The organism is Streptomyces vastus, assembly GCF_039532825.1.
Classification (GTDB): Bacteria; Actinomycetota; Actinomycetes; order Streptomycetales; family Streptomycetaceae; genus Streptomyces; species Streptomyces vastus.
Genome location: NZ_BAAASJ010000060.1, coordinates 1 through 22,143, shown reverse-complemented (window position 1 = coordinate 22,143; position 22,143 = coordinate 1). Strand labels below are relative to the sequence as shown.

The window sequence follows — 22,143 nt, the reverse complement described above, 5'->3', positions numbered from 1 at the left end:
GTGGAAGGCTTGGTCGAGTTCAAGACCAACGACGGAGTCGTGATCAACGTCGAGGGCGCGGGCACCGAGGACCTGTCCGGCCACCAGCTCGTCTCGCGCGACGACGGTACGGTCCAGGCGACCCGCACCTTCGAGGGCGCCCTGGACGGAGTGCGCGCGGCGGCCGAGTCCGCGCTCCGGGTCTTCCGGGACGGCTCGCTGCGGCCCGATTCCGTGGAGCTCGAGTTCGGGGTGAAACTCACCGCGGAGGCGGGTGCGTTGATCGCCAAGAGCGGGGCCGAAGGGCATCTGCTGCTTCGGCTCTCCTGGTCCCCCGGGCAGGCAGACGGGTCCTCGGACACGGCCGGCTGAGGCCACCCGTCCAGCGGCACCCCACCCAGCCCATCACAACGGGCGGACCCCCGAGCGTCCGCGCACGATGCCTAGGAGGACCGTCACCCGGCGGTCCCACGGTCTGCGCTCTCGGGAGGATCCGCCATGACCGCCAGTCTGGAGCAGTTGCGCCGCTGTCATTTCGCCGTCGATCTGGGGGCGGCGAGGACCCGCGTGTATGTGAAAGGTGCCGGGCTGGTCGTGGACCAGCCGAGTGTGGCCGCCGTCAACACGAGGACCGGCGCGCTGGTCGCGGTCGGGGAGCTGGCGGAGAAGATGACAGGCCGTACGCCCGACTACATCCGCGTCGTCAAGCCCGTGTCCGGCGGCACGGTCGTCGACATCGACATGGCGCAGCGGATGCTGCGGCAGCTGATCGGCGAACGCCTCCGCCGCACACTGCGCCGCAAGCCGCGGCTGCGCGCCGCCGCCTGTACGCCGCACGACGCCGACCCGCTCGCCCGGCGCGCGGCGGTCGAGACGCTGGTCGGGCTCGGGGCGTGGCGGGTCGAGCTGGTGGACACCATGATCGCGGCGGCGGTCGGCTGCGGGCTGCCCGTGGAGCAGCCCGAAGCGACCATGATCATGGTGTGCGGGGCGGCGGCCACGCAGATCGCCGTTCTCTCCCTCGGATCGGTCGTGAACGCCGAGCGCGTCCCCGTCGGCGGCGAGGTCGTCGACCACGCGATCGTCCAGTATCTGCGCCATGAGCACGAGTTGCTGCTGCCGAGTCAGTCCGTACGTCCCTTGCAGCTCGCCCTGTCCAGCAACGGTCTCACCCAGGAGGGGCCCGCCCGCACCGAGATCCACGGCCGGGACGTGGCCACGGGGCTCGCCCGCTCCGTACAGGTGGACACGGCCGCCGTACGCAATGTCATCCAGACCCCGCTCACGGCGGTGCTCGACGGGATCGGCAAGGTGCTGCGCGACTGCCCGCCGGATCTGGTGGCCGACCTCGCGGACCGCGGGATCATGATGGTCGGCGGCAGCGCCCTGCTGCCCGGGTTCGATCACATGCTGCGGGCCGCGACGGGCATGCCGGTACACATCGCCGAACGGCCCGACGTGTGCGCCGCCCTCGGCCTGGGCGCGATGCTGGAGGGCAGGCTCCGGCCGCCGGCCCTCGATCCGGTGTCGACCTGAGCGGACGGCGCGGGTGCCGCCGGCCGGCATGAGGTGGCGGTCAGCCCGTATTCCGGTAAGCCCGCATTCCGGGCAGACCGTATTCCGGTCAACCTGTCCTCCCGCCCCAGCGCAGGTCGGCCCGCTCCCACTCCGCGTCCCAGTCCCGCATACGGCGCCGGTCGAGGCGTACGCGCACGGTCCAGGCGGCCAGCCAGACGGCGCCGCCCGCGCCCGTCGCGGCCAGCAGGCCCGCCGATACCGCTTGCAGGACCGCTTCCGCGTCGTTGAGGGGCTTTGCCATCAGGGTGCCGTGCCGGTCGGTCCAGACCGTCGTCCCGGTGCCTTTCCGGGCTTCGGGTTTGACCTGGGCCTCGCCGGTGCGCGGCGTACCGTCCGGTGTCTTCCAGCGGACGGTGGCCCAGACCAGGTCGTCGCCCACGGACTGGGTCGGTGACCTCTCCGGGGCGTTCTCGGTGAGCACCGCCGTCACGGGGCGGCGCTCCTCCCGCTGCCGGTCCACGCTCCGGCTGACCACCTCGGCCGCCGCCAGCCCCGCGATCAGGCCGCCCACCAGGGCGCACAGCCATGCGCCGAGTACCAACCAGGCCTCGACGACGTCCACGCGCCGCCGGAGCGGGTTGCTCCGCCAGCGCCACAGCCTCACCGTCGTTCGACGCGTTCTCGCCATCGGCCAGCACCCCCTTGTGAGCACCGACGGCAGCCACCTCATCAGGTGTCCTACCAGTGTGCGCCCAGGAGCGGCACGGAGCACTCGGGCGGGCCTCGGGAGGGCTCCCGGGGGCTCACGGAGAGGCTCCTGACCCTGCGGGCGGCGGGTCGAGAAGCGTCAATTGCCCTGATTCCGTACGCTGATCCACTTCTGGCGGCGTGACCAGTAAGCGAGCGTGAGTCATGGGTGAACGACAGCCGATGCCGGGGGTTGTGCCGGCGAGTGTTGTGCCGGCGAAGGACGTGCCGGCGGGGGATGTGCCGACGCCGCAGTTCCCTGCGGGCTCTCCTCTCTCCCCGTTGGGCGAACCGCAGGCGTTGATCGAGGAGTTCGCGCGGGAACTGAGCCGGGGGTTGCGGACGAGCCGCCTTCGGTCGTGGGGGGCGGCTCCCTCCGGGGGTTGAGCAGGGAGGTTCGCTGTCGGGTGCGGGTTGAGTGTGGCTGGTCGCGCAGTTCTCCCGCCCCTGGGTGGGTGGTGGGTCGGGGCCGTGGGCCGGTGGGAGACTGCGGGTAGTCGGGGGTACGGGCTTTCCCGGGGCCCGGGCTTGCGCGGGGCTCGGGCTTGCGCGGGGCTCGGGACACGGGAAGGCGCAGGCTCTTGCTTTTCAGGGGCGCGGGGAACTGCGCGACCAGCCACGACGGACCCGCAGTCGCCCACGAAACCGAACCCACCACCCCCGTAGGCGCCCCCTCCCAACCCCGGAGGGCTACGCCTTGGTGTGGACGCTGCGTAGGGTGTCGATCACCTCGCGGTCCGACAGCTGGCCGAAGTCCACATACCACTCCCCTACGGCGTAGAAATGCTCCGGCCGGTGCAGGCAGATCACGTCGTCGGCCTCGTGCTGCCGTACGACGCCGAGCCCGGAGCAGACCGGAATCGCGAGCTCCAGCCGTGCAGGCGACTGGCGGCGCAGGTGGAGGAGGGCGGCGCGGGCCGTGACGCCGGTGGCCAGGCCGTCGTCGACCAGGATCACTGTTCGGTCCCGTAGGCGCGGAGCGGGGCGTCCCTCCCGGTAGAGCTGCTCCAGGCGGTGGACCTCCGCGCGCTGCCGGACGACGGCCTGCGTGAACTCGTACTCCGTCATGTCCAGAAGTGCCAGCGCCTCCTGGTCGAACACCGGCGGATCCTCGCCCACGACCGCGCCGACTCCGGCCTCCGGCTGCCCGGGTGCGCCGATCTTGCGCACCACCAGCACGTCCAGCGGCGCGCGCAGGGCGTGCGCGATCTCCGCCGCGACGGGGACACCGCCGCGGGGCAGGGCCAGTACGAGCGGGTCGACGAAGCCACCGCCCTCCGCCCGTCGCAGCAGCGCCGCCGCGAGTTCCCGGCCCGCCTGCCGACGGCTCTGGAAACGCATGATGCCCGCCTTCTTTCCGCCACGTCCGCCCGGCTGAGGGCCCTGCGAGTACCCGGGCGGCCGGGTCTTCACGCGCGCATGGAGGAACATCCGCCGGGTACTCGTCGCTCGCCCGAGCACTGGTTTATCAGGATATTTCCGGTGCTCATCCCGGGAGTCACACGGAGGTAGCCATGGCGAAGCACGTCCGGGAAGTCATGACAGCGGAACCGGTCACGGTGACCGAGCGGACCACACTCCCCGAGGTCGCCAAGCTCATGCGGGAGAAGAACATCGGCGACGTCTTCATCACCGAGGAGGATCACGTACGCGGCTTGGTGACCGATCGCGATCTGGTGATCAGGGCCATGGCCGAGGACCGGGACCCCGCCGCCACGCCCGTCCGCGAGGTGTGCAGCACCGATCTGGTCACCGTCTCTCCGCAGGACGACATCGACCAGGCGGTGCGGCTGATGCGGGAGCACGCCCTGCGGCGGCTGCCCGTCGTGGAGGAGGGCCACCTCATCGGTGCCCTCAGCATCGGCGACCTGGCCGTCGAACGCGACCCGCGCTCCGCGCTCGCCGACATCAGCTCGGCGGAGCCGAACAGATAGGACAGGCAGCGGTACGTCGCCGGCACGCAGTCGGCTTGTTCTGCTTCTTCTGCGTGCCGGTGACACATGCGTACGGGACAAACGGGGCACCCGATGCACATGGTCGGCGAGACGTACGACGACAGGCAGGCCCGTGCGCAGGGCGAGAGCGGCCACCGGCTGGTGCCGCACACCGCGGACGTGCGGATCGAGGCGTGGGGCACGACCCGGGAGAACTGCCTGGTCGAGGCCGTGCACGGGATGGTCGACTGCTTCGCCGACGTCTCGGCCGTCCGGCCGACGGCGGTCCAGCGCGCCCAGCTGTCCGGGAACTGCGACGACGATCTCCTGGCCGCCCTCCTCGACGAGGTCGTCTACCGCCTCGACGTACCGGGCCAGGTCCCCGTGGACGTCGAGCTGGAGACGGAGACTCCCGGCAGTTCTGTCGATGTGCGACTGGCGGTCGCCGACCTGTCGGACGTGGAGATCACGGGCGCCGTACCCAAGGCCGTGTCGTGGCACGAACTGCACATCGAGCCGGGTCCGTACGGCTGGACCTGCGCGGTGACGATCGATGTGTGAGGGGTGAGTACGGGTGAGAGGGGGCGTCAGCCCTTGACCACACCCAGCGGAACCAGTCGCGCGACCGTGCGGCACAGCCCCGCTCCCTCGCTCGCCGCCACTACCGCGCCGACGTCCTTGTACGCCTCCGGGGTCTCCTCCGCAAGCCCGCGCAGCGAACGCGGGCGTACCGCGATGCCGCCCCGTTCCAGCCGGGCCCGCAGTTCCTTTCCGCCGACGGTCCGGGCGGCCTGGTGGCGGCTCATCACCCGGCCCGCGCCGTGGCAGGTGGAGTGGAAGGCGTCGCCGCCGGGGACTCCGGCGAGTACGTACGAGGCCGTGCCCATGGTGCCGGGGATCAGCACCGGCTGGCCGAACTCCCTTATGTCTTCGGGCAGTTCAGGATGACCCGGTGGGAAGGCCCGGGTGGCGCCCTTGCGGTGCACGCACAGTCGGCGCCGGGTCCCGCCCACCGCGTGGGTCTCGATCTTGGCGAGGTTGTGGGAGACGTCGTACACGAGGGACAGCCGGGCGCGGGCGGCACGGAGGAAGATCCGGCGGGCGGCGTCGGACAGCAACTGGCGGTTCGCACGGCCGTAGTTGGCGGCGGCGGCCATCGCGCCGAGGTACGCCCGTCCCTCGGGCGAGTCGACCGGCGTACAGGCCAGCTGCCGGTCGGGCACGGTGATGCCGTAGCGGTTCATGGCCCGGTCCATCGCGCGTACGTGATCGGTGCAGATCTGGTGACCGAGCCCTCGTGAACCGCAGTGGATCATCACGCACACCTGGTCGCGGGCGAGCCCGAACGCGGCGGCGACCGGCTCGTCGTACACCTCGGCGACCTGCTGGACCTCCAGGAAGTGGTTGGCGGACCCGAGGCTGCCGACCTGGCCGAGACCGCGTTCCCGGGCCCGCCCGCTGACCTGCGCCCCGTCGGCGTCCGCGACCGCGCCGCCGTCCTCACAGCGGGCGAGGTCGCGTTCCTCGCCGTGACCGCGTTCCACGGCGTACCGGGAACCGCCGTCCAGGATCCGCTCCAGCTCCCCGGACCCGCTCAGGTGCCACACCCCTCCGGGGCCCGCACCGCGCGGGATGGCCCGGTCGAGCCCGTCCATGACATCGGGCAGCGCGGGCCACAGCGACCGCCGGTCACCGTCGGCGGCCAGCAGCCGCACCCCGCACGAGATGTCGAAGCCGACCCCGCCGGGCGAGACGACACCTCCGTCGTCCACGTCGGTCGCCGCCACACCGCCGATGGGGAAGCCGTAACCCCAGTGGATGTCCGGCATGGCGTACGAGGCCTCGACGATTCCCGGCAGCGTGGCCACGTTGGCGACCTGCTCCAGCGATTTCTCGGCGTCCTCGAGCAGCTCATGGGACGCGAACACGATCCCAGGCACGCGCATGTCGCCTCGCGGTTCGATCCGGAAGCGGTACGGACGTTCCTCGACGAGGTTGAGTTCCATAGCGGCCTCCCGGGGTGGGCGTGGGCGTGTGCCGTGGGCGTCGCGCCGCACGCTGCGGGTACCCGGGGCCGGTTCGAGGAATCGGGTGATCCTGGTCTCCGCACGGGCCGAGGCCGGACCGGACGCCAGGGGCCGTGGAGGGGGTTTGGGGGGACCAGAGCAGGCGACCGGTGGTGCATGCTGCCTACGGTGGGCGCCGAGGAGAAGGTGAGTGCGATGTCCCTTGCCCCCGGCCCGGCAGACCCTTCCGGGACCAGCCGCAGCACGTCGGCGACGATCCAGCCGAACATCCAGCTCGCCCGCGACCTTGCCCAGGTACTTCACGAAGGCCGCGCTGTCGACGTAACCGGTGTGGCGGGGAGATTCGACGAACTTCAGCCCGCCGGACAGATCCGGGCGGTCGGCGCGGATCATGCGGGCGAACCTCTCCGCGTTCGGCAGCCGGTGCCGCGCGTCATGGAGGTACCCGGCGATGAGCTGCGCCTGGGCGTCGAAGATCTGGTACGCACCGGAGTTGGTCTCGGTGAAGCCGACGCCGAACAGGCCCTCCTGCTCGCGCGAGAACGACGACAGGTACAGGTCCGGGTTCTGCTCGTCGCCGAAGTACCGCTGCGCGACCGGCACTTTGTGGACATAGCCCGTGGCCAGCAGGACGAGATCGAAGTCGTCGCTCGTGCCGTCGGTGAAGTGCACGGTCCTGCCCTCGGTACGGGCGATCCCGGGCTTGGCAGTGATGTCCCCGTGCTGGAGGTGGTGGATCAGCATCGAGTTGATGGCCGGGTGGGTCTCGAACAGCTTGTGGTCCGGCTTGGGCAGCCCCAGCCGCGTCGGGTCGCCGTTGATGATCCGCAGAATGGCACTGAAGACCCGCTGCGCCAGCCACATCGGCAGGTGCGGCCCACTGTTGGCGATGGTGTCCACCGGCCGGCCGAACACGTGCTTGGGGATGAACCAGTACCCGCGCCGCATGCTGATCACCGCGTGGTCCGCGGTCCGGGCCGCGTCGCAGGCTATGTCGCAGCCGGAGTTCCCCGCGCCCACGACCAGAACCCGCTTGCCCCGCAGTTCGTCCGCGTTGCGATAGCTGACGGTGTGCCGGACCTCTCCGCCGAACTCCCCCGGCAGTTCGGGGACGTTGGGGTGCCACTGCGAGCCCGTACACACCACGACCTGCCCGTGCACGCTCTCCCGCCCGTCGGCCCGGGTGACCGTCCACGTGCCGTCCGCGTTCTTCTCTACGTTTTCGACCTCGACGCCGAACTCGATGCGGTCCGTCAGCCCGTAGGCGTCGGCGAAGGACCGCAGGTACGACAGGATCTGCCGGTGGGGCGGGTAGTCCGCGAAGTGGTCGGGCATCGGGAAGCCGCCGAACCCCGACAGGGTCCTGCTGGATATGAAATGGGCCGACTCGTACATCGGACTGCCGGGATTGTCGATGTCCCAGATACCGCCGGGCCGGGAGTGCCGCTCAAGATGCGTGTACGGCAGATTCCGCTCCGCCAGGGCCCTGGCGACCGCCAGCCCGGCAGGTCCCGCCCCGATCACGCACGTATCAACCTGGCTGTCCTTCACAGGCCTGCCTCCTCGTTCATCCCGCTTCACGGGTGTTGGAGGAAACGTATTCACCGGCCGTTCAGCGGGAACTGACCTGCGCGGCCACGGACCGGACCTCAGCGGCCGCGCCAGCACGGCATCCACCTGCGCACAGCCCGACTTGCTCGGACGACTTATTCAGGGGACTAAGTCGGTATGATGCGGTCATGGCTCACGTTCCCGCGGCCGAGCGCCGCCCTCAGCTGATCAAAGCGGCCATCGACTTCATGGCGAGGGAAGGAGTCGCGGCCGGAAGTACACGTGCCATCGCCGCGGAACTGGGGGTGGCCCAAGCCACGGTGCACTACACCTTCGGCACGAAGGAAGGGCTGTACCGCGCCGTGATGGAGCAGCTCGCGCAGGATCTGATCGCACAGGTCGAGCGGGCCGCGCCGGCCGACGCCGGATTCGAGGAGACGGTCAGCACCCTGGCCGCCGCCCTCTGGCGCACGGTGCGCGAGCAGCCCGCCAGCCATCAGCTCCTCGCGGAACTGACCCACTTCGCGCTCCGCACCCCCGCCCTGAGCGAGGCCCTCGAGAGCCACCACCGGGGGGTGACCGAGGTGACGGCGCGACTGGTGACCGAGGCGGCCGAGCGCACCGGGCAGCCTCTCGCCCAGCCCGCGGAGACGATCGCGCGTTTCTTCCTCGCCGGCTTCGACGGGCTCACGATGCAGCATCTCTCGCTCCCCGACGAGGAGGCCGAGCACACCTGCCTCCAGGCCTTCGTGTCCGCCGTGGTGGCCATGGCCGGCGGCCGGCTGGAGCTGGTGTCCGTAAGCTCTGCTACTTGAGGGCCGCAAGACCCTTCTGCAAATCGTCGAGGTTCATGACCGGCTCAAACGTGACTTCCGCGCCCATCTCCTGGAAGAACGGATCGGCGATGGAGGGCAGTTGCGAACTGTCCTTCATGTCGAAGACGAGAATCATGGAGCGCCCGCCCTCAGGGGTGAAGTAGGCGGCTTCCGGCTTCAGCCGCTCGATGGCCGACTTCAGCGAGTCGGGCATCGCTCCGCCCTTCGTCGCCCGATTCGACATCTGGGTGTCCATGCGGGCCTTCATCATCATCCGCATCGCATGCTCTCCTCGCGCACCGCGACCTGCGCGGTTCCGTCCGCGCTCGCTGGGATCCGGTGCTTCCAGCTCAGCGTCACCCCCGACGATCACCGTCCGCAACATTTCCTACGCTCTACGTGACACCGGCCGGGATCCCGGCGCGGATCAGGACGCCGGGATGCGCGGGCGGCCGGTTACTGCTTCCAGGCCCAGTGCAGGCGGTCGAGGCCGCTCTGGTTGTTCAGCTTCAGGCTGAGGCGGGTGCCCGTGCCCTGGAGAGTGGTGAGGGAGTAGGTGTCGCCGTTGCGCAGGCCGGGCCAGTAGACCGAGCCCAGGCCCATCTCCCGGATGATGTCGGTCGCGGCCTGGATGTAGGCGACCTCGTTGGAGCCGTTGACCGGGCCGTTGTAGTCCAGGCCGGTGGTCATGGAGGCGCCGAACTCGTCGAGAATGGTGCGTGAGGCGCAGTCGCCAATGCGCTCCTTGAAGTCCGCTTTCCACTGGTCGACGCTGGTCCAGTCGGTGTGCCAGAAGCCGTAGTTGTGCAGGGCGATGCGGGTGCCGTTGAGGCGCGGGTCGGCGCATACCGGCTTGACGTCCTCGCTGTACTTGTACCCTCCGATCAGCATCCGGTCGCGGGGCACGTTGCGGTGGGTGGTCACCCACTTCGCGGCGATGTCGGTCCACTCCTGGGCGGTGTAGCCGAACGGCTCGTTCATCGGCTCGAAGTACACCTTGGAGTTGCGCCCGTATGCGGAGTTGATCCGCGCCCACATCCGGTCCCAGGAGGCCTGGTCGTCGATCTTGCCGTCCTTGGTGCTGTCGGCCTCCCAGTAGCCCAGGATGACCTTGAAGCCCTTGGCGCCGGCGGCGTCGATCGCGCCCCGGTACGACTTCCAGAAAGGGCCGTTCACGGAGGAGGGGTTGACCGGGAGGCGGACCGTGTTGGCGCCGAGCTTGGAGAACCCTCCGATGATCGCCCTGGACTTGGCGTAGGTCGTGGCGTAGCCGTCGGAGGTGGACAGGCCTGAGGGTACGACCGCGTCGTCGGCGAAGTTGTCACGCGGGTCGGCCCAGTTGACACCGCGGAAGTCGCTGACGGGCGGCGGCGAGGCGTGGGTGGAGGCGGCGGGAGCGGGGGAGGCGAGGGCCCCGCTGAATGCCGTGACGCCGGCCAGCAGCGCCCCCAGGCAAGCTGTCCCGCGATGGTTCTTTCGAGGCACGAAGTCCCTTTCGGCGCAGGTGAATCCGCGAACCTCACATGCGGGTCGGCGGCTCTGTGGCTCCCGCAAAGTAGAAGAGACATCGAACAGAGGTCAACACATCTGCACACCAAATTTCATCAAGAACGCAGGATCACGAGCTGCCCACGGGCAACGCGCGGGGAACCGGGCCCTGACACCAGCGGCAGGGGCGTCAGGCGTCGGCTGTCAGGGAGTCGACTTCTGGGCGAGCTCCGGTGAGTTGGTGGCGGCTGTGGTGGAGACGCACCGCAACCTCCTTGGACGCACCTGCGGCGATGAAAGTGCCGACTCGCCCAGTGCGCGACCTTCCAGTTCCGAGCCGACTCAGTCGGCTGCTTCCCCCTTCTGCCAGGGGGCAGTTCGGGATCAGCTCCCGTTGCGGTCGAGCAGTTCCCTGACGCCGTGGGCCGTGAGCGCCAGCTCCTCCGGCGTGCCGGCGTCGATGACCAGCGACAGCTGCTCCGACGGCCAGCCCTGTGCCAGCGCACCCAGCACCACGCTGCGATGACGCCGAACCTGTGGAAGTGCCTGCTCCATGCGTGCCCGGGTGGTGAAGACCGGCACCAGCTCGGTGCCGTCGGCGAGTTCGTACACGGGCAGACTCAGCGCCTTGGGGTCCGGGCCGACCGCATCCATCTCGGCGGGAAGGAGCACCTCGCTGCCGGCCAGCGTACGCAGCGCCGCGTCGTCCGCTCCGTCCTCGGCGACCACGCGCAGGGCCTGCTGGACGGCAGAAGCGCCGCTGTCGGACGGGGAGTCAGCCATCGTGCGTCCAATCACTGTTCGGGACGGATGTCTCCGGTCGGAGCACGAGAATCGGCTACCCAAGACTCCGGCCGGCATGTGCGCCACCTTGGCCACGATCAGGGGGTCGGTCCGGGCAGCGGCGGCCGGTCAGCCCGTGTAGCGGCGGGCCGTCGAATGGCGCTGGGAGTCCTCCAGCAGCCGCAGCCGGGACTCGACCTCCGGGGGAAGCACGCGACGTTCGCGCAGTATCCACGGCAGCGCGGCGGCGGCCTCGGCGAAGGCGCGCAGTGACACGGTGTCGTGCGGCACTGTGCGGGCCAGATCCACGGTGCGGCGGAGCGCGGGCCCTGCCGGGCGGCGGAGCCAGGTGAACCACAGCGTGTTGCGGATGCCGTGGGCCCGCCGGAGCGTGGCATTCCGGACGACCGAGGGCCGGTGGTGGACGGTCAGGTGCTCGGCGTACGTCAGCCACCAGCCGTCCGCCGCGAGGTCCGCCGCGAGCAGTTCCTCCTCGCCGCCCAGCCACAGCCGGGGGTGGAAGCCTCCCGCGGCCCGGAAGGCGTCGGCGCGCAGCACGGTCGCGGCGGCCAGGAAGGAGCCGAGGGCCGGCCCGGGCAGCCAACTCGGCCCAGGAATGGGCGAGTTGCGCAGTTCGGTGACGATCGGGTCCTCGGTGCCGTCCGGTTCGACGACGATACGTGCCGTGACGGCGGCGAGCGCGGGGTGCCGGTCGAGCAGGTCGGCGGCGCCGGACAGGGACTCCGGCGCCCACCAGGAGTCGTCGTCGCAGAAGGCCACGTACGGCGTACGCACCTGGCGCATGGCCAGGTTGCGGCCGACGGCGCCGAGGTTGCGGCCGGGGCACAGCAGCCGTACCTCGGGGTGGAGGCGGGCGACGGCGGAGGCGGTGCCGTCGGTGGAGGCGTTGTCGGTGACGACGACCGGGGGGCGCTCCGGCAGTTGGGCCAGGTGGTCGAGGGTGCGCAGGAGTTCGGGGCGGCGGTTGTGGGTGATGACGACGACGGTCGTGCGGGCGTCGGTCATACCGGTGCTCCGATGTCTGCGGCGTCCAGGGTGGCGGCGGCCCGCTCGACGTGCGGGGGCAGCGGCCTGCGGGCCCGCAGTGCGGCGGGCAGCCGGGCCAGGGTCTGGCGCAGGGCGTCGCGGGCGCGGGGGTCGTGGCGGGCCTCGGCGGCGAGGTCGCGGGTGCGGACCAGGGCGTACGGCAGGGGGCGGCGCAGCCATGCGGTGAGCAGGACGTTGCGGCGGACGGTGGCCGGGCGGCCGGTGCGGGGCGAGGGTGCCGGGTGGTGGTGGGCGACCACGTCGGGGCAGTGGGTGACGCCCCAGCCGCGGGCGGCGAGGTCGTAGGCGAGCAGAGTCTCCTCGCCGCCGAAGAAGAGCAGGGGGTGGAAGCCACCGGCGTCCAGGTAGGCGCTGCGGCGGACGACGGAGGCGCAGGCGAGGAAGCCGAGGACCTGGGTGCCGGGCAGGTCGGCCGCGGGGCCCAGCGGGGACGTGGCGAGCATGTCGTTGAGCGGGTCGGGCTCGGCGGCGGGACCGACCAGGGTGCGTGCGGAGAGCAGGCCGAGCCGCGGGTGGGCGTCGAACAGGCGGGCCGCGCGACTCAGGGCGCCCGGCGCCCACCAGGAGTCGTCGTCGCTGAACGCCACGTACGGGGAGTCCAGGGCCCGGACGCCGTGTGTGCGGGCGAGGGCTCCGCGGTTGTGGGGGAGGCTCAGCACGCGGACCTGGGGGAACTCGCGGGCGAGGAGGTCGCGGGTGCCGTCGGTGGAGGCGTTGTCGGCGACGACGACGGGGGGCCGCTCGGGCAGGTCCAGAAGGTGACGGAGGGTGCGGGCCAGCGAGGGGGCGCGGTTGCGGGTGGCGATGACGACGCCGACGGGCGCGGGGTTCATGTCGGGCTCGGGGTTCGCGTCGGGTGCGGAGTTCATGTCGGGTGCGGGGCTCATGACGGGCGCGCGTCGGGGAGTCCGTCGAGGGCGTCGAGGGCGTCGAGGGCGTCGAGGACATCTTCAGGGCGGATACGCAGCAAGGCGGGGTCGGTGCGGCGCCCGTGCGGGTCGCCGTCCGGGCCGGGGTGCCACAGAGTCTGGTGGCGCGGGTGCGCCGGCGGGCCCCAGCGGCTGGGCGGGACGGGCCCGAAGAGGGTGACGGAGGGGGTGGCGTGGGCGACGGCGAGGTGGGCGATGCCGGTGTCTCCGCTGATGACGGCGCGGGCGCCGCCGACCAGCGCGGAGAACCGGGCGAAGGGCAGGCCGCCGCCGAACACGTCCGCGTCGGGCAACCGCGCCTCCTTGGCCAGCCGGGCCACCAGGTCGCCCTCGTCCGCTCCCCCGGTGACCACGACCCGGTGGCCGCGTTCGCGCAGGGTCGTCGCGACGGTCGTGTAGCGGTCGACGGGCCAGCACCGCGAGGGGGCTCCGGCGCCGGGGTGCAGGACGATCGCGCCGGGGGCCGGGGACGGGTCCGGCGGGCTCGGCAGCCGCAGGTCGGCGGGGTCGGCGGGAATGCCGTACGCCTCGAGGAAGCGGCACCAGCGGTCCCGTTCGTGTTCCTCGGCGTACCAGGGCGGTCCGTCGACCTCGGGCGTGTCGGCGTGCGCGAAGGCGAGGAGCCGACGCGGGTGCAGGGATTGCAGGAGCCGGTGGCTGGGCGGGCCGTTGCCGTGCAGGTCGACCGCTACGTCGGGCGGCGGGCCGGTCCAGTCGAGGGCGCGCGGTACGGCGCGGCCGGGGGCGGCGGCGGGCAGCAGCCGGTCGACGGCTCCCGTCGCCGCCGCGACCGGGGCGAGTTCGCCGGGGGCGGCCAGCACCAGTTCGTGGTCCGGGAAGCCGCGGCGCAGCGCCCGCAGCGCGGGGACACCGGCGAGGAGGTCGCCGAGGCCCAGGGCGCGCAGGACGAGCAGCCGGGGGCGCGTGCTCATCGGGCCCCTTTCCCCGCCTGGGCTTCTTTCCCGGTCCGGGCCGTTCCTCCAGTCCGGGCCGTTCCCCCAGCCCGGGCCCCTTCCCTCGCCCGGGCCGCGATCGCGGTCGAGGAGCGGCCGTCGAGGTACGGCAGCAGGACCGCCTGTCCGCCCCACTCCTCAAGCAGCGCGGCCTCGGGCAGGTCGGCGCCGGAGTAGTCGCCTCCCTTCACCCAGATGTGGGGGCGGAGACCGGCCAGCAGACGCTCGGGGGTGTCCTCGTCGAAGACGGCGACGGCGTCGACGCAGGCAAGGGCGTTCAGTACCCGGACGCGGTCGGCCAGCGCGTTCACGGGGCGTCCGTCGCCCTTGCGCCGCCGCACCGACCCGTCCGAGTTGACGCAGACGACCAGGCAGTCGCCAAGCCTGCGGGCGGCTTGGAGCAGCCCGACGTGACCGGCGTGCAGCAGGTCGAAGCAGCCGCCCGCGGCCACGACGGTGCCGCCGGTGGCGCGGACGCGGGTGACCAGGTCGCGGGCGTCGGTCACGTCGGCGGTGGCCACCGGGGCGGCGTCCGTGTACGTGACGCCTCCGGCCCCGCCGGCTCCCACGAACTCGGTCGCCGCCGCCACGGCACCCTCCACGGCCTCCGCGACCAGCGCCCCGTCGGCGAGCAGTCCGGCCGCCGTTGCGGCGAAGCGGTCGCCGGCGCCGCAGCTGTCCCCGTGGTGGGCGGCGGACGCGGGGACGAGCAGCGGGTGCTCCCCGTACGACAGCAGGGCGCCGTTCGCGCCGAGGGTCACCGCTACGGCGGCGACCCGCCAGTGCCGTACGAGCTCGGCGGCGTCCAGGGCGGCGTCCCGCAGGGTATTCCCGTTGCCCTGGTGGTCGGCGAACGTTCGTGCCTCCGCCCGGGCCGGTGACACCAGCCGGGTGCCCGGCACCGGCGCTCCTCCTCGCGGATGCGGGTCCCACACCAGCGGTGGCCGCTCGGCGAGGACGTCCCGGAGGGCGTCCGCCGCGCCCCGGCCGTAGTCGGAGACCAGGACGGCGGAGGCCGAGCACAGTGCCTCACGCGCCGCGTCCGTCGCCTCGCGGACACGGCCCGTGCCCCGGTCCAGGCGGACCACAGGGCTGCCCCGGGCCATGACGCGGGTCTTCTCCGGCAGCGCACCGGTCAGCGGCAGCTCGATCAACTTCAGCTCCGGGGCGAGGAGCTGGCGCACCTCCTCGCTCGCCGGGTCGTCGCCAAGACCGGTGATCAGGGTGACCTCGCGGCCCTCGCGGGCGGCGAGGTACGCGGTGAGGGCGGCGCCGCCCGGCCGCAGCCGCTGCGCGCAGTCGGCGACGACCGGCACGGGCGCGTCGGGGGCGAGGCGCTCGGCGGTGCCGGTCAGGTCGCGGTCCAGCAGGGCGTCGCCGACCACGACGAGGGGTGCCTTGCGGGGCATGTCAGCTGCCCTCCCGTTCCAGTGCCGCGTCGAACGCCGCGCACACCATGTGCACCGCGACCAGGTGGAGTTCCTGGATGGTCGCGGCGGAGGCGGCGCTCACGCACAGGGCTTCGTCGCTGCCCGCCAGAAGGGGGTTCGGGGCCGGGCCGGTCAGCGTCCACACGCGCAGGCCCGCCGCGCGTCCGGTGTGGGCGGCGGACAGCAGGTTGGCGCTGGCGCCGCTGGTGGACAGCAGCATCAGCACGTCGCCGGGGCGGCCGTGGGCGCGTACCTGGCGGGCGAACACCTCGTCGACGCCGTAGTCGTTGGCGATGGCCGTCGTGCTGGAGGTGTCGGCGTGCAGGGCGATCGCGGAGAACGCCGGCCGGTCGTCGAGGTAGCGGCCGACGAGTTCGGCGGTCAGGTGCTGGGCCTGGGCCGCGCTGCCTCCGTTGCCCGCGGCGAGCAGCCGCCCGCCGCCACCCAAGACGGCCGCGAGGCGCTCGCCCCACCGCTCGGTGATGTACGCCGAGTCACTGAACGCCCCGAGTGCGTCGAGGAGTTCGTCGCAGTGCGAGGCGACCGGGGATGTCCGAGTGCTCCGGGTGCTCATCACGCCACCTCCGAAGGGATCGCGTCACACGCCGTGACGTGTTGGTGGACCTGTTCGACGCCGTCCGCGACGCGCTGCCAGGTGTAGCGGGCGAGGACGCGTTCGCGGCCGGCCGCGCCCATGCGGCGGCGCAGCCGCTCGCCGTCGAGGAGTTCACGGACGGCCCCGGCGATCGCCCGGCGGTCGCCCGCCGGCACCAGCCGGCCGGTGCCGTGGTCGGCCACGGTGTCCCGGTGGCCGCCGACGTCGGTGGCGACGACCGGTACACCGCAGGCCATCGCCTCCAGCGGGACGATGCCGAAGGGCTCGTACGTCGGGGTGCACAGGACCACGTCCGCGCTTCGGATCAGCGCGGGCATGCGCGTCGGGTCCACGGCTCCGAGCAGGTGGACCCGGTCGCCGACGCCGGCGCGCTCGGCCAGGTGCAGCAGCCGCTGTGCCTCGGGTTCGGCGGCCAGCAGTTCGGGCGGCGGCCCGCCGGCCACGACGAGTTCGGCGCCGGGGATCCGGGTGAGCGCGCGGATGGCCTGGTCGTAGCCCTTGCGGGGGACGAGCCGCCCGCAGGAGAGGATCCGGTGCCGCTCCCTGCGTACCGGTGTCCCGGCCCGCGGCCTCCCGGGGCGGAAATGGTCGGCGTCCACCCCGCACGGCACCACGGAGACCCGGCTGACCGGTACGCCCATGTCGGCCAGTTCGTGCACCTCGTCGGTGCAGGTCGCCAGGACCCGGGCGCAGCCGCGGCCGATCTGCCGCTCGACACCGATGCGCTGGGCCGGGCTGGTGTCCTCGTGGCCCTGGTGGCGCCGCTTGACGGTGCCGAGGGCGTGGAAGGTCTGCACGACGGGGACGCCGTGGGGCTCGGCACCGGTCTGTGCCGCGATCCCGGACATCCAGAAGTGGGCGTGCACGGCGTCGGGCCGCTCGCGCTCCCAGACGCGCGCGAGGTGTGCGCCGAAGGCGGGCATGTACGGGAACAGTTCGTCCTTGGGGACCGGTTCGGGCGGCCCGGCCGGTACGTGCTCGACGACGGCGCCGCCGGGCAGCGGCACCCGGTCGGGCGGGCCGGTCGCGTCGCGCCGGGTGTAGACGGTGACGTCGTGGCCGCGGCGCGCCAACTCCTCGGTGAGGCGGGCGACATACACGTTCTGGCCACCGGCGTCGACGCCGCCGAGCGCTGCCAGGGGGCTCGCGTGCTCGGAGACCATGGCGATCCTCATCGGGTCACCTCCTTCAGCAGCCGCTCCCAGTCGTCCAGGAAGCGGGTGAGTCCGTAGCGGGCGAGTGCCGCGGCGCGTGCGCCCTCGCCGACCATGCGGGCGTGCAGCGGGTCGGCGACGAAGTCCCGTATGGCGTCTTTCAGTACGTCGACGCGGTTGGAGACCACCCCGGCACCCGCCGGCACCGCCTCGGTCACCTCGGTGGTGGCGAGGGCCACCACCGGCATGCCGAGGTGCATCGCCTCCAGCAGCGACAGGCCGAGGGAGGTCCAGCGGACGGGATGGACGTACACGCGCCGTCGGCCCATCTGCGCGTGCAGCTCGCTCTGGACGAGTTCGTGGGAGCGGCAGCGATCGGACGGGACGCCGATCCGGTCGGCGAGCCCGTCGGTCCCCATGCCGAATACGTCCAAGGGGGCCGCGCGGGAGAACTCCGGCAGCAGGTCCGTGCCCGTCGTACGGCCGCGCCGCACCGGGTCGTTGACCACCACGGCCGCCCGGTCCAGCTCACCGGTCCACAGGTGCCCGGGGTCGACGATGCCGTGCTCGATGACGGTCGTGGGCGTGTTTCCGGCGTCCCACATCAGGCGGTTGAAGTGCGTGACGTGGACGAGGGTGGCGCCGGGGATATCGGCGGCCGGGTGACGGGTGTCGGGGACGTCACCGTGCGGGGCGTTGTGTTCGAGGTACACCAGCGGCGGCCGGCGCCCCAGCCGGCGGTCGACCAGGGCGAGTTCGTGCGGCCGCTGGAGGACCACCGCATCGATGTCCGCGTCCCGCAGCCGCTCGGGCGGGACTTCGACGACGGAGTCCGGCCAGTCGAAGGTGCGGGCGCGGCCGAGTCCGTCGGGCCCCCGGTCCGGCGTGACGGGGACGACGTAGGTGTGCGGGCCCTGCACGAAGGCCGTGGTCCACGACCCGTGCACATGCCAGATGAGGATCCTCATGACTCGCCCACGAGTTTCCGCACGGCGGCGAGCACGTCGAGCACGGTCACCGACTCCAGACACGGATGGCCGGGGACGGGGCAGGTCCGTGCGCGGCTGTCCGCGCAGGGGGCGGCCTGGTCGCCGAGCAGGACGTACGGAACGCCGTACGGCCGCCAGCGCTCGGCGGGCACCACCGGCGCGAAGAGCGAGACGACGGGGGTGCCGACGGCGGCGGCGAGGTGGGCCGGGGCCGTGTTGCCGGTGACGACGGCGTCGGCGCCGGCCAGGACGCCGGCGAGTTCCACGGCACCGGTACGGCCGCCGAGGTCGAGGCCGTGCTCGCCGGCGACGTACGCGGTCAGTTCCCGCTCGTCCGGGCTGCCGGTCACCACGACCCGGTGGCCGTCCGCGGCCAGTTCGCGCGCGGCCTCCGCGCTGCGCTCGCGGCTCCAGGCCCGGGCGGGCACCCCGGCGCCGGGGTGCAGCACGACGTAGGGCCCGGGACCGGTCACCGCGGCGGTGGCGGGTGGCGGCAGTACCCGCAGCCGTCCGTCGTCGGCCCGGGGAAATCCCGCGGCCTCGGCGAGGTCGAGCGCGGCCTCCGCCTCGTGGGCGTGCGGCGCGCGGTGATGGCGTACGTCGAGGAGGGAGCCTGGGTAGTCCTCGCTGTCCGCGGCGATGTGCCCCACCCCGGCCAGGCGCAGCAACAGGGCGGCAGGCAGCGGGGATTGATGGAAGGAGGTCAGGATCAGGGCGGTGTCGGCGTCGATCATGTCGAGGAGCTGCTCGACCTCTCCGCGGCCGACGGGCGGGGGCGCGAAGCCCGCCCAGGGCGCGTCCCAGACGAGGATGTCGTCCACGCCGGGCAGCAGGCGCGCGGCGGGCGCGCCCCGCGGTCCGCACAGCATCGTGACGGTGTCGGCGCGGGCGGCGACGGCCCGTACGGCGGGCCCGGCGAGCAGCACGTCGCCGAAGCTGTCGAGGCGGGTGACGAGGGCCTTCACCGTGACCTCCCGCCGATGTCGTAGGCAGTGTCGTCGGTGGTGTCGTAGGCGATCTCGAGGGGCCGCTCGTCGGCCAGGACGCGGCCCTGCGGGGGCCCGGTCAGCACCGCGCGTACGGCGGTCAGGACGTCCTGCGCCACCTGTTCCGCCAGCGCCGTCTCCTCCGGCCGCGTCTCGGGAGCCGGTACGAGGATGCCGTGGGCGCCCGCCCGGTGTGCGGCCTCGACGTCGGCGCCGATGTCGCCGACGACGACACAGTCGGCGGGCGCGGTGCAGATCCGTCCGGCCGCCCAGAGGATCAGGCCAGGTTCCGGTTTGCGGCAGTGGCAGCCGTCGTCGGGACCGTGCGGGCACACGGCCCACACGTCGAAGGGGCCGAGGAGTTCGTCGACGCGGTGGTTGACCCTGCGGACGTCGGCGTCGGTGAGCAGTCCGCGCGCGATGCCGGACTGGTTGGTGACGACGCCGGTGCGGATGCCGCCCTCGCGCAGCAGGCCGAGCGCCTCGCGGGCTCCGTCGACCGGGCGGACCCGGTCGGGGTCGCCGTTGTAGGCCACGTCGTGGACGAGGGTGCCGTCGCGGTCGAACAGCACGGCCTTCACGCCGCTCATGACGCCACCTCCTGCCAGGCGGGGGCGCCCCGGTGCCGCCACAGGCCGCTCAACCAGTGCCAGGTCGCGGCGGGCGGGATGAGCGCGCTGGTCGCGAGCATGGTCGTCACCTCGTTCCGGGTGCGCGGGCCGGGTGCGATGCGTGCCCACGCGAACTCGCCGGTGCCGGCGGCCCAGCCGAGCGCGGCTACCGCGGCGGCCCGGCGGCGTCCGGCGAAGGAGAGGGCGCACGCGGCGGCTGCGGTGGCCGTGATCGCGAGGTGGGCGCGCAGGCGGCCGCGCGGTGCCGCCGCCCGGTGCCACCAGTCGGGCCCGTGCAGGTGCCGCATGAGGGCGTCGTCGGCGTTGCCGCGCTGGGCGCGCAGGGACACCCAGCGGTCGGTTGGGCGCACGGGGTGGCGGGTGGTGCGGCGGCCCTGCCTGATGCGCCAGCCGGCGTGAAGGACGCGAAGGGCGAGGTCGGCGTCCTCCCGGAAGGCCCGGCGGAAGCGTTCGTCGAAGCCGCCGAGCTGCTGCAGCGCGTCGGTGCGGTAGGCCATGTCGGCGGTGATCCAGCGGGCCTGCGCCAGACCGGCGGTACCGCGTTCCCAGTCGGTGGGCCGGCGTTCGCCGGGCAGCGGTACGGCGATCACGCCCTGGACGCCCGCAGTGTCGGGCGTCGTGTCGGCCAGGTCCTGCGTCAGCTGTTCGCACCAGTGCGGGCCGACCTGGACGTCGTCGTCGAGGAAGGCGACCCAGGGCGAGGTGACGGCGCGCAGGCCGGTGTTGCGGGCGGCGGCGGGTCCGCGCCCGCCGCCCGGGACCACCGTCGTACGTTCGCGCAGGTCGCCCAGGACGCTGAGGGGGTGCTCCAGCCGGCCGGGGTCCGGGTCGGGCCGGTCGTCGACGAGGACGATCTCCTGCGGCTTGGGCCCGGTCGCGGCGGCGAGCGCGGCGAGGCAGTCGGCGAGGGTGTCGCGGACGAGGGTCGGGACCACGACGGCGTAGGCCGGGCTCATGCGAACGCCCTTCCCCGGCGCACCGCGTACGGCCCGAGGGCCAGCAGGTCCACGGGCGCGGAGCCGAAGCACTCCAGCGCGTCGCGTGGATCGTCGACCATGGGCCGCCCGGCGGTGTTGAGGCTGGTGTTCACGACGACGGGCAGCCCGGTGCGCCGCTCGAAGCCACGCAGCATCCGCGCCACCAGCGGCTCCTGCCTCTCCTCGACGGTCTGGATGCGCGCGGTGCCGTCGACGTGCACCACGGCCGGGATGCGGTCGCGCCATTCCCCTGCGACGTCGTGCACGAAGAGCATGTACGGGCTCGGCAGCGGCCCGGCGAACAGCTCGTGGGCCCGGTCGGCCGCGACCATGGGCGCGACGGGCCGGAACTCCTCGCGGCCCTTGACGTGGTTGAGCCGCTCCAGATTCTCGGCGCGGCCGGGGTGGGCGAGCAGCGACCGGTGCCCGAGGGCACGCGGCCCGTACTCGCTGCGCCCCTGGAACCAGGCGACGATGCCGTCGACGACGAGAGCGGCGGCCGGGTCGTGGAACAGGGCGTTGATACCAAGGATGCGCATGGGTGGTCGCTCCGTCCGGGGGACTGGTGGGGTCAGTGCTCCGGCTTTCGCGGGTGCCGCCATGACAGCTGTCTCAAACACTTGGAGATAGCTCGGCATGAAATGCCCGCTTTTTTCACAGAATGCAATCCTTGCGGCACGGCTGGTTGCAATGGCTGCGGTGAGTGGGGCGGCTGACTGCTGGGGCCGAACAATGCTTCGGCCGGCCGATTCGTCGACCGGCCGATTCGTCGACCGGCCGGCCGGTCGGCCAGTTCGTCGAGCAGCCGGTTCGTCGAACAGGTCGCGTCCCGCGAGGTGGTGTAAGCGATCATGCGCTTCGCCTTCCGGTACCTGGCTTCCGATGACCTCTCCGTTGGCGCGGCACGCGAAGTGGCCCGGTCAGGCGCCGGGAGTGCCTCAGCCGGTCGAAATACCCGGCGCGACCTGCGAGTTCCGATCCATTGATCGACTACACCACCTCGCGGGACGCGACCGTCGAACAGCCGGTTCGTCGAGCAGTCGGCCGGTTCGTCGAGCGGTGCCGATGGCCCGGGGGACAAGGCGGGCGGTGTCCGGGCACGCCAGTACGGCACTGGGCCCAGAGGGCCGCGCACGGAGGCAGACGAAACGCCGGGGCAGAGAAGGAAGCCCGGCTTCACCCATCCAGGTCGGCCACCATGGCGTATTGAATCCTCCCCCAGCTGAAGGACCCCGTTGCTGATCTCTCATTTCGAGGGGCGGGCGAGGAGGCGGCATAAGTGGGTGGTGCGGGTGCGTTCGGGGCGGTGGCCTTGCTGCCAGGCATCGATCCGGATGAGGTTGACGGCGGTGGCGGCGAGGCAGTGGCTCAGGTGAGTGGCGGCGGCGGTCCGGGAGCGGCTGCGGCGTGCGTGAGTGCGGTGGACGATCTGGCAGACGGTGGCCTCGATCCCGGCACGTCGGCGGCAGCGTTCCCGCCAGGCATCGGTTTCCTGCTCGCCGCGGCGCTGCTGGAGGGCCGCCCTCTGGGCGGGCTCACGCAACGTAAGCGCCCGTCCCCACTTGCC

General features: G+C 72.6%; 21 protein-coding genes and 3 pseudogenes. 5 read left to right on the top strand and 19 right to left on the bottom strand.

What is annotated here, in order from left to right; translation table 11 throughout:
• Positions 1–351 (top strand): CU044_2847 family protein, encoded by a 351-nt coding sequence (locus ABD357_RS24830; RefSeq protein WP_344393012.1) that lies wholly within the window; start codon positions 1–3, stop codon positions 349–351.
• A 126-nt stretch (positions 352–477) separates the two neighbouring features.
• Entirely contained in the window at positions 478–1,515 is a 1,038-nt protein-coding gene (locus tag ABD357_RS24825) for a rod shape-determining protein (RefSeq protein WP_344393010.1), read from the top strand.
• An 88-nt stretch (positions 1,516–1,603) separates the two neighbouring features.
• Here the strand turns inward: ABD357_RS24825 and ABD357_RS24820 are convergent, their stop codons facing one another.
• Together ABD357_RS24820 and ABD357_RS24815 are read right to left on the bottom strand one after the other, a co-directional pair.
• On the bottom strand, positions 1,604–2,185 hold the full coding sequence (locus ABD357_RS24820) for an Rv1733c family protein (protein WP_344393008.1): 582 nt from the start codon (positions 2,183–2,185) through the stop codon (positions 1,604–1,606).
• Positions 2,186–2,934: 749 nt separating this feature from the next.
• The gene (locus ABD357_RS24815; protein WP_344393007.1) at positions 2,935–3,585 is read right to left on the bottom strand and encodes a phosphoribosyltransferase; all 651 of its coding nucleotides are present in this window, start codon (positions 3,583–3,585) and stop codon (positions 2,935–2,937) included.
• A gap of 173 nt (positions 3,586–3,758) precedes the next feature.
• Here ABD357_RS24815 and ABD357_RS24810 point away from each other — a divergent pair, with 173 nt between their 5' ends.
• Both ABD357_RS24810 and ABD357_RS24805 read left to right on the top strand, forming a co-directional pair.
• Positions 3,759–4,178, top strand: a complete 420-nt coding sequence (locus tag ABD357_RS24810) for a CBS domain-containing protein (RefSeq protein WP_344393005.1) — start codon at positions 3,759–3,761, stop codon at positions 4,176–4,178.
• 99 nt (positions 4,179–4,277) lie between these two features.
• The gene (locus ABD357_RS24805) at positions 4,278–4,739 is read left to right on the top strand and encodes an archease (protein WP_344393263.1); all 462 of its coding nucleotides are present in this window, start codon (positions 4,278–4,280) and stop codon (positions 4,737–4,739) included.
• A 26-nt stretch (positions 4,740–4,765) separates the two neighbouring features.
• Here ABD357_RS24805 and ABD357_RS24800 read toward each other — a convergent pair.
• Both ABD357_RS24800 and ABD357_RS24795 read right to left on the bottom strand, forming a co-directional pair.
• A pseudogene (locus tag ABD357_RS24800) lies at positions 4,766–6,046 on the bottom strand (RtcB family protein); the annotation flags it as partial.
• A gap of 408 nt (positions 6,047–6,454) precedes the next feature.
• Positions 6,455–7,756 (bottom strand): annotated as a pseudogene (locus tag ABD357_RS24795) (flavin-containing monooxygenase); the annotation flags it as partial.
• Positions 7,757–7,944: 188 nt separating this feature from the next.
• On the opposite strand from ABD357_RS24795, the gene ABD357_RS24790 reads away from it, so the two are divergent.
• On the top strand, positions 7,945–8,571 hold the full coding sequence (locus tag ABD357_RS24790) for a TetR/AcrR family transcriptional regulator (protein ID WP_344393003.1): 627 nt from the start codon (positions 7,945–7,947) through the stop codon (positions 8,569–8,571).
• Here the strand turns inward: ABD357_RS24790 and ABD357_RS24785 are convergent.
• From ABD357_RS24785 to ABD357_RS24715, 15 genes and pseudogenes are all read right to left on the bottom strand, one after another.
• Complete coding sequence (locus ABD357_RS24785) at positions 8,564–8,851, bottom strand: DUF3303 family protein (RefSeq protein ID WP_344393002.1); 288 nt, start codon at positions 8,849–8,851, stop codon at positions 8,564–8,566. The two genes, ABD357_RS24790 and ABD357_RS24785, sit on opposite strands and share 8 nt — an antisense overlap.
• Positions 8,852–9,027: 176 nt before the next feature.
• The gene (locus ABD357_RS24780) at positions 9,028–10,056 is read right to left on the bottom strand and encodes a glycoside hydrolase family 5 protein (RefSeq protein ID WP_344393001.1); all 1,029 of its coding nucleotides are present in this window, start codon (positions 10,054–10,056) and stop codon (positions 9,028–9,030) included.
• A gap of 387 nt (positions 10,057–10,443) precedes the next feature.
• Positions 10,444–10,842 (bottom strand): SseB family protein, encoded by a 399-nt coding sequence (locus ABD357_RS24775; RefSeq protein WP_344393000.1) that lies wholly within the window; start codon positions 10,840–10,842, stop codon positions 10,444–10,446.
• A 129-nt stretch (positions 10,843–10,971) separates the two neighbouring features.
• On the bottom strand, positions 10,972–11,868 hold the full coding sequence (locus ABD357_RS24770) for a glycosyltransferase family 2 protein (protein WP_344392998.1): 897 nt from the start codon (positions 11,866–11,868) through the stop codon (positions 10,972–10,974).
• Positions 11,865–12,743, bottom strand: coding sequence for a glycosyltransferase family 2 protein (locus tag ABD357_RS24765; RefSeq protein WP_344393262.1), 879 nt, complete (start codon positions 12,741–12,743; stop codon positions 11,865–11,867). Before ABD357_RS24765 ends, ABD357_RS24770 begins: the two co-directional genes overlap by 4 nt.
• Positions 12,744–12,793: 50 nt before the next feature.
• On the bottom strand, positions 12,794–13,771 hold the full coding sequence (locus ABD357_RS24760; protein WP_344392997.1) for a glycosyltransferase family 9 protein: 978 nt from the start codon (positions 13,769–13,771) through the stop codon (positions 12,794–12,796).
• Positions 13,768–15,201 (bottom strand): D-glycero-beta-D-manno-heptose 1-phosphate adenylyltransferase, encoded by a 1,434-nt coding sequence (gene rfaE2 / locus ABD357_RS24755; RefSeq protein WP_344392996.1) that lies wholly within the window; start codon positions 15,199–15,201, stop codon positions 13,768–13,770. Before rfaE2 ends, ABD357_RS24760 begins: the two co-directional genes overlap by 4 nt.
• Before the next feature lies 1 nt (position 15,202).
• Positions 15,203–15,796, bottom strand: coding sequence for a D-sedoheptulose-7-phosphate isomerase (locus ABD357_RS24750; RefSeq protein ID WP_344392994.1), 594 nt, complete (start codon positions 15,794–15,796; stop codon positions 15,203–15,205).
• Complete coding sequence (locus ABD357_RS24745; RefSeq protein ID WP_344392993.1) at positions 15,796–17,013, bottom strand: glycosyltransferase; 1,218 nt, start codon at positions 17,011–17,013, stop codon at positions 15,796–15,798. Before ABD357_RS24745 ends, ABD357_RS24750 begins: the two co-directional genes overlap by 1 nt.
• Positions 17,010–17,960, bottom strand: a complete 951-nt coding sequence (locus ABD357_RS24740) for a glycosyltransferase (protein WP_344392992.1) — start codon at positions 17,958–17,960, stop codon at positions 17,010–17,012. Before ABD357_RS24740 ends, ABD357_RS24745 begins: the two co-directional genes overlap by 4 nt.
• Entirely contained in the window at positions 17,957–18,946 is a 990-nt protein-coding gene (locus ABD357_RS24735; RefSeq protein WP_344392991.1) for a glycosyltransferase family 9 protein, read from the bottom strand. The genes ABD357_RS24740 and ABD357_RS24735 overlap by 4 nt, the downstream gene beginning before the upstream one ends.
• Positions 18,943–19,557: a D-glycero-alpha-D-manno-heptose-1,7-bisphosphate 7-phosphatase gene (locus ABD357_RS24730; protein WP_344392990.1), complete on the bottom strand. Its 615-nt coding sequence runs from the start codon at positions 19,555–19,557 to the stop codon at positions 18,943–18,945. Before ABD357_RS24730 ends, ABD357_RS24735 begins: the two co-directional genes overlap by 4 nt.
• A complete protein-coding gene (locus ABD357_RS24725; protein WP_344392989.1) occupies positions 19,554–20,555 on the bottom strand; it encodes a glycosyltransferase family 2 protein in 1,002 nt (333 codons plus the stop codon). Before ABD357_RS24725 ends, ABD357_RS24730 begins: the two co-directional genes overlap by 4 nt.
• Positions 20,552–21,076: pseudogene (locus ABD357_RS24720) on the bottom strand (carbamoyltransferase C-terminal domain-containing protein); the annotation flags it as partial. The pseudogene ABD357_RS24720 and the gene ABD357_RS24725, both read right to left, overlap by 4 nt.
• A 746-nt stretch (positions 21,077–21,822) precedes the next feature.
• On the bottom strand, positions 21,823–22,143 hold a 321-nt coding region (locus tag ABD357_RS24715; protein WP_344392986.1), incomplete at its 5' end, for a transposase.